Source organism: Pseudonocardia pini (genome assembly GCF_013870575.1).
Lineage (GTDB): Bacteria > Actinomycetota > Actinomycetes > Mycobacteriales > Pseudonocardiaceae > Pseudonocardia > Pseudonocardia pini.
In genome coordinates, this window is sequence record NZ_JACBXB010000279.1 from 1 (window position 1) to 6,587 (window position 6,587).

Annotated in this window: 7 protein-coding genes and 1 pseudogene; 4 read left to right on the forward strand and 4 right to left on the reverse strand. The window is 75.4% G+C overall.

Annotated features, from left to right (window positions below; translation table 11 throughout):
* The 4 genes and pseudogenes from H5J29_RS16770 to H5J29_RS16785 form a co-directional block, all read left to right on the forward strand.
* A pseudogene (locus tag H5J29_RS16770) lies at positions 1–397 on the forward strand (L-aspartate oxidase); the annotation flags it as partial.
* 104 nt (positions 398–501) lie between these two features.
* Entirely contained in the window at positions 502–1,341 is an 840-nt protein-coding gene (nadC, locus tag H5J29_RS16775; protein WP_312858271.1) for a carboxylating nicotinate-nucleotide diphosphorylase, read from the forward strand.
* Between the two features lie 35 nt (positions 1,342–1,376).
* Positions 1,377–1,862 (forward strand): FBP domain-containing protein, encoded by a 486-nt coding sequence (locus tag H5J29_RS16780; protein WP_312858269.1) that lies wholly within the window; start codon positions 1,377–1,379, stop codon positions 1,860–1,862.
* A 39-nt stretch (positions 1,863–1,901) separates the two neighbouring features.
* Positions 1,902–3,035: a glycosyltransferase gene (locus tag H5J29_RS16785; protein WP_181781899.1), complete on the forward strand. Its 1,134-nt coding sequence runs from the start codon at positions 1,902–1,904 to the stop codon at positions 3,033–3,035.
* A gap of 723 nt (positions 3,036–3,758) precedes the next feature.
* Here the strand turns inward: H5J29_RS16785 and H5J29_RS16790 are convergent.
* The 4 genes from H5J29_RS16790 to H5J29_RS16805 form a co-directional block, all read right to left on the reverse strand.
* The gene (locus H5J29_RS16790) at positions 3,759–4,172 is read right to left on the reverse strand and encodes a hypothetical protein (RefSeq protein WP_181781900.1); all 414 of its coding nucleotides are present in this window, start codon (positions 4,170–4,172) and stop codon (positions 3,759–3,761) included.
* A 285-nt stretch (positions 4,173–4,457) separates the two neighbouring features.
* Positions 4,458–5,612, reverse strand: a complete 1,155-nt coding sequence (locus H5J29_RS16795; RefSeq protein ID WP_181781901.1) for a winged helix DNA-binding domain-containing protein — start codon at positions 5,610–5,612, stop codon at positions 4,458–4,460.
* 23 nt (positions 5,613–5,635) lie between these two features.
* Positions 5,636–6,298, reverse strand: a complete 663-nt coding sequence (locus tag H5J29_RS16800; RefSeq protein WP_312858270.1) for a response regulator transcription factor — start codon at positions 6,296–6,298, stop codon at positions 5,636–5,638.
* Positions 6,295–6,587: sensor histidine kinase (locus H5J29_RS16805; RefSeq protein WP_220187518.1), on the reverse strand; the 293-nt coding region annotated here is incomplete at its 5' end. The genes H5J29_RS16800 and H5J29_RS16805, both read right to left, overlap by 4 nt.

Genomic DNA, 6,587 nt, shown 5'->3' on the forward strand with positions numbered 1-6,587 from the left:
GGTGATCGAGGACCGGGGGCTGCCGCGCAGTGCCGAGCTGGTCGTGCCCGCGCCCGCCGTCGCCGTGGCGGACCGCCGGATCGTGCAGCGCGCCATGAGCGCGTTCGCCGCGATCGGGCGGGACGCGACGGGTCTCGCCACGGCGTCGGACCTGATCGAGCAGGCGACGCTGCTGGCCACCCCGGTGGACCGCACGGGCGTCGAGGACGCGGCGCTGACCCTGATCGCCCAGGCCGTGCTCGCCGCCGCGGGGACGCGCCGGGAGAGCCGCGGCTGCCACGTCCGCACCGACTTCCCCGAGCGGGACGACGTGTGGCAGAAGGAGTCCCTGATGATCACCCTGGACCCGGCGGGCAGGCCGGTCGTCGGGACCGAGGCCATGGCGGGCGCGGCATGACGGGCGCGGTGACCAGGGGTTCGACGAGGATCGGCTCGCCCCCCTCCGCCCCTGCTCACGGGGAGGTCGGCAGGCTCGCGGCCGGGGTCGGCGGGGCCACCGAGATCGGCGTGCCGGACCCCGAGGACCTCGCACGGGTGGTGCGGACCGCCCTCGAGGAGGACCTCCGCTACGGGCCCGACGCCACCACCGCGGCGACCGTCCCCGCCGACGCCGTGGCGGTCGGTTCGTTCACCCCGCGGGCGGCCGGAGTGCTCGCGGGCATCCCCGTGGCGCGCGCGGTGCTGGACCTGGTCGTGCCGGGGTACACCGTGCACGCCGAGCTGTCGGACGGGTCCCGGCTCACCCCGGGTGAGCCCGCGCTCGTCGTCGAGGCACCGGTCCGGGCGCTGCTCACGGCCGAACGGACCGCGCTCAACCTGCTCTGCCACCTCTCCGGGGTCGCCACGGCCACCGCGCAGTGGGTCGAGGCCGTCGCGGGTACGCGGGCCCGGATCCGGGACACCCGCAAGACGCTGCCCGGCCTGCGGCTCTTGGAGAAGTACGCCGTGCGCTGCGGCGGCGGGGTGAACCACCGGCTGGGCCTCGGGGACGCGATCCTGATCAAGGACAACCACGTGGCGGCGGCGGGGTCGGTCACGGCCGCGCTGGAGGCCGCCCGGGCGCACGCGCCGGATCTGCCCTGCGAGGTCGAGGTGGACTCGCTCGAGCAGCTCGACCAGGTCCTCGCGCTCGGCGCCGAGCTCGTCCTGTTGGACAACCTCACCCCCGCCCAGACGGCGGAGGCGGTGCGGCGCAGGGGATCCGCGGCCACCTTGCTGGAGTCCTCGGGCGGGCTGGTGCTCGCGAACGCCCGGGAGTACGCGGAGACCGGCGTGGACTTCATCTCGGTCGGGGCGCTCACCCACTCGGTCACGGCGCTGGACCTGGGCCTGGATCTCTGATGCGCGGGCGGCGCGTCGCTTTGTAGCGTGCGGGCGTGAGTACCGACAGCCGCATCCGACGGGCGATGGTCAACTGCACGAAGGGTGAGGCGGGGCGCATGGCCCTGCCCGCCCACGTCCGCGAGCTGGATCTCGACGCACTCGACGACGTCGTCGGCCGGCGGGACGCGAAGGCCCCGGACAAGGCCGTGCTGCTCGTGCCGGGGGAGGGCGAGCCGGTGGGGATCGCGTTGCGCGCCACGACGAACGCCGTGGGCTCCGCCGCGATGTGCGCGCTGTGCCGCACCACCCACGGGCCCGGCGGGACCGCGTTGTTCGCCGCCCCGCGCAAGGGTGCCCGTGGACGCGGCGGCGACACCGTCGGCACCTACGTGTGCGCGGATCTGGCCTGCGCCGAGCACGTGCGGATCGAGAAGGCGACGGCGACGCTGCGCCCCGCGCCGGGCCTGACCGTCGACGAGCGGCGGGCGGGTCTGCGGATCCGGGCGCAGGCCTTCGCGGCCGAGGTCGTTGATCCCTGACGGACGTATCCCACGCGCGCTCGGCGGGCTCTTGCAGGCATGCGAATCCTCGTGGCCTCCTGGCCGGGCTTCGGCCATCTGCTGCCGATGGTGCCGCTGGTCCGCGCTGCCCAGCGGCGCGGCGCGGAGGTGGTGGTGTCCACCGGCGCCGACCTCGGCCCCGCGGCGGAGCGGCTGGGCGTCCGGGTGCACCAGTCCGGCCTCACGCTGGCCGAGTCGTACGCGCGGATGCCGATGCTCCCTTCGGAGCTCCCGGCGGAGGAGTCACCGCTGTTCGCGGCCCGGCACTTCTTCGGCGCGGGTGCGGTGGACCGGGCTCGGGACATCGCGGCGCTGGTCGAGGGTTGGCGGCCGGACCTCGTCGTGCACGACACCCTCGAGCTGGGGGCCGCGGCTGTCGCCGAGCGGCACGGGATCGCGCACGTCACCCACGGGTACGGCCCGACCGTGCCGGGCAGCGGCGCGTTCGGCGAGGTCATCGGAGGGGTGCTCGCCGAGGCGGGCCTCGCCGACCCGGTGCCCGCGGTGTTCACCGCGCCCTACCTCGACCCGTGCCCGCCCGCGTTGCGGGGCCCGGAGCCGAGCCCGTGGTCGGACATCCGGCCGATCCGCCCGACGGCGGGTGAGCCCGTCGGTCCCGCGCCGGACCTGACCGCCCTGCCGTACGCCGACACGGCCTACCTCACCCTCGGCACGGTCATGAACCGCAACCCGGAGGTCTTCCGGGCGGTGCTCGAGGGGTGCCTGCGGCACCGGATCAACGTCCTCGTGACGACGGGGCCGGACCTCGACCCCGCCACCCTCGGTCCCCTCCCGCGGGCGGTCCTGGCCACCCGGTTCGTGCCCCAGGCGCTGGTCCTGCCGCAGTGTGCGCTCATGGTGTCGCACGCGGGCGCGGGGACGATGCTGGGTGCGCTCTGCCACGGGTTGCCGCAGCTCTGCGTGCCCCAGGGCACCGACCAGCCCTCGAACACCGCCGCGCTGCTCCCGACCGGCGCCGGTCTCGCGCTGTGGCCGGGCGAGGTCACCGCCGACGCGGTCGCCGACGCCGTGGGCAGGCTGCGCGCCGAGCCCGGCTTCCGCGCCGCGGCGGAGGGACTGCAGGCCGAGATCCTGGCCTCCCCGGATGCGGACCAGGTGCTCGCGGCGGTGTGGCCGGTGGGGGCGAGGTGATCGTCCCGCGAGGCGATGCTCCACCGGTGGGGCGGTCGGGAGTCGACGGTGCCGCTCCCGCGGTGTGGATCATGGAGTGTCGTCGGACCTGCGACGTCCGTGGCGGGAGGACGGCGCCGGGTCACCGTGGCCGCCGCGACCCCCGGCAACGCCCGATGATCGTCGGTGTGGCCCACGGAGCCGCGGTGGGCGCGGCTGAGTGCTCCTGAGCGGCGATCATGGGAGTGCGTGCGGTGTCGGCGACGGCCCGATGGGACGTGGCAGCGCGGGTGGGCGGCTCGGCGGGTGGGCGGGCTGTAGCTCGGCGGGGCGGCTGCGGCGGGTGGGTGGCTGTGGCTCGACCTGTGTGCGGTGGTAGCTCGGCGGGTTGGCAGACGTGATGGAGCAAGCCGGCGGCTGTGGCGTGGCAGGTGGGTGGCTGCGGCTCGGCAGGTGGGCGGCTGTGGACCGGTGGCTTGCTCGTTGATGATCGTTGTTTTGGCGCAGGGGGCCGCGCGTGCCGCGGCTCCGCGCACCCATGCGGTGATCAAGGGGCGAGGGGTGGGTGGGCCGGCGTCGCCTGCGGCGTGATCACCATCTGGGCGCGGAGCCGCGGTCGGCACGGCTGATCATGGCGATGGGGTCCCGGCCGACGGCGATGATCCGCACCTCGGGAGTGGGACGGTCGGAGATCGACCCTTCGCTCCCGAGGTGTGGATCATCGAGGGAGGGTCTGGCGGCGGCTCAGTAGGGGGCGAGCTGGAGGACGGGGCGGCCTGCAGCAGTGGCGTCCCGCGCGAAGGCGGCCAGCTCGGAGAGCGTCTCGCCCAGTGCCGCGGGTTCGCCGTGCCCGATCGCCTCGGACCACGTCACCATCAGCGGCCCCGCCGTGCGCGGGGTCATCTCGGCGAGCGCCTCGACCGCGGCTGCGGGTACCCGGGTGACGATCATGCCCGCGTCCGCCTCGACCGCGAGCAGTCCGGCCGGGGTGCGGGGATCGTCGTGGGGGGAGTTCGTCAGCGCCGCGTAGAGGGCGGCCAACTCGCTGCGGCGCAACGGAACCGAGAGGTGCGGCCAGTCGTCGAAGGAATGCTCGCCCGACGCCACCGATGCCACCGCGTCGGCCTCCTCCTCGCCCGCCAGGAACCAGTCGCTCACGGCGGAACGGTATCCCGCCCACCCCGCGGCCCCCGGACCGCGCCGCCCGATGGCGAACCGGCCCGACCCACCGCGGCCCTGTACGACCTGCGGGCTGTCATCGCGGACGCGCGGGGTGGGGCCGGGACGTACGGGGCGGGCGTCCGACTCGTGGGCCGTGGTGTCGGACTCGCGGGGGTGGGTGTCGGACTGGGGGGGGCGGTGGTGTCGGACTCGCGGGTTGTACCTGAGGGTGGGTCCGGCCTGCGGGTTCGTCGGGCCGGGTCTGTGGCTGGTGCGGGGTGATCAGGCGAGGAGGGTGGGTTGGAGGGGGGAGGGGAAGCGGACGGTGAAGCGGACCTCGCCGAGGAGGGTCTCCAGGCGGTGGGCGGCGGCCTCGGCCTCCGCCTTCGCCTCGGCGCCGACGTCGGTGAACAGCCGCATCGCGATCCTGCCGTCCTTGCGCTGCACCCACCCCCCGACGATCGCGCCGTCCACCCAGACCGCCGGGCCGCCGTTGCCGTTGCGGTCGAACAGCTGCGCAGCGATCTCGGGGGAGAGGTAGTGGTCGCGCTGCTTCCAGCCCATGGTGCTCGGGTCGAGCCCCGGGAGCAGGGCCACCGAGGGCGCGGGCTCGACGGGGTCGAGGTCGTCGGGCAGGACGTAGCCGGTGTCCGTCTCGACCGCGTCGACGTCGGCGAGGGCGGCCTTGGTGACCGCCACCGTCCAGCCCGCCCACCACTTCAGGTCCTCGCGGGTCGCGGGCCCGAAGGCACGCAGGTAGGCCCGGGTGAGCCCGGCCGCGGCCTCTCGCTTCGGCAGCGGCGCGCCGAGCCCGCCGGGGACCCACGCGTCGGCCGCGGCCCAGCGGTACTGACCGTTGATCCAGGTGCCGGTGGGCCGGGCGCGCAGGACCTCGCCGTCGAACCCCATCACGAGGAGCACGCGCGAGTGCAGCGGGTACTCACCCGGTCCGATCGGGACCATGGTCGTGAGGTGGGGCAGCCGCAGGCCGACCTCGCGGGCGGGCAGTGGGCCCTCCGCACGCAGCAGCGCGTGGATCTCCGCCCGCGCGGTGCGCACGGTGTCCTCGGGCGCGGCGTACCCGCCCGCGGTGAGCTGTTTCTGCAGGTTGCGGCGCTGCACCGCGGCCACGTCGACGGTGGCGGCGTGGTGGGCCAGCCGCGCGTGCGAGGGCCCGAACACCCACAGCGTGCGACGCATGGCGTGGTGGCGCAGCAGCGTGCGGTCCTCGTACAGCGCGCGGTCGACGACGGACAGCGCCGGCGTCGCCATCCGGGCCGCGGCCGAGAGGTAGACGCTCACCGGGTCGGTGGAGTGCAGGCACACGAGGTCGTCGACCAGCGCGGACAGGTCGTCCGTCCGGGTGGCGGGGGTCAGCCGGTGCCGCGTGACGAGCCTGGCCCGGCGCTGCGCCACGGAGATCGAGGGGAGGGCCACCGCGCGCATTCTGCCCAACGGTCTCAGGGCCGCCCGTTGAGGTAGGCGAGGACCGCCGCGACCCGGCGATGGCTGTGCGGCTCCTCCGGGTGCCCGAGCTTCGCGAAGATCGACCCGACGTGCTTCTCCACGGCGGACTCCGACAGCGCCAGCGTCTTGCCTATCCCGGCGTTGGTGAGCCCGCGGGCCATCTCGCGCAGCACGTCCCGCTCCCGGTCGGACAGGTGGTCGAGCGCACCGGGCGAGCGGGTCCGGCCCCGGGCCACGAGCGCGTCGACGATCCGGGTGTCCAGCGCGGTCCGGCCGGCGCAGACCTCGCGCAGCGCCCGCATCAGCTCGGCGACGTCCCCGACGCGCTCCTTGAGCAGGTAGCCGAGGCCGTCGGTGCCGCGGGCGAGCAGGGCGTCGGCGTAGCCGCCGTCGGCGTGCTGGGAGAGCACGACCACGCCGACCCCGGGATGCCTCTCCCGGATCGCGAGTGCGGCGCCGATGCCCTCCGTGCCCTCCGGCATCCGGATGTCGACGATCACCGCGTCCGGCTCCTCCCGGTCGACGGCGGCGAGCAGCTCCGGCGCGGACGAGGCGGTCGCGCACACCTCGACCTCGCCGCCGTCGACGAGCAGGGCGCGCAGGCCCTCCCGGAGCAGGTAGTGGTCGTCGGCGAGGACGACGCGCAGCGGGGTCACGGGACCGGCACCGACGCCGTCAGGGTGGTGCCGTCCCCCGGCGCGGAGCGGACCGCCAGGGTCCCGCCGACCGCGGCCAGCCGGTCTCGCAGTCCCACGAGACCGCTGCCGGGGTCGGTGCCGGTGCTCATCCCGCTCCCGTCGTCCGCGACGACCAGTCGCAACCGGCCGTCCTCCCGGTCGAGGCTGACGTCCACCCGGCCGGCCGCGGCGTGCTTGAGCACGTTGGCGAGCGCCTCGCAGACCGTGAAGTACACGGTGCTCGCCACGGCGGGCGCGGGGCGCAGCT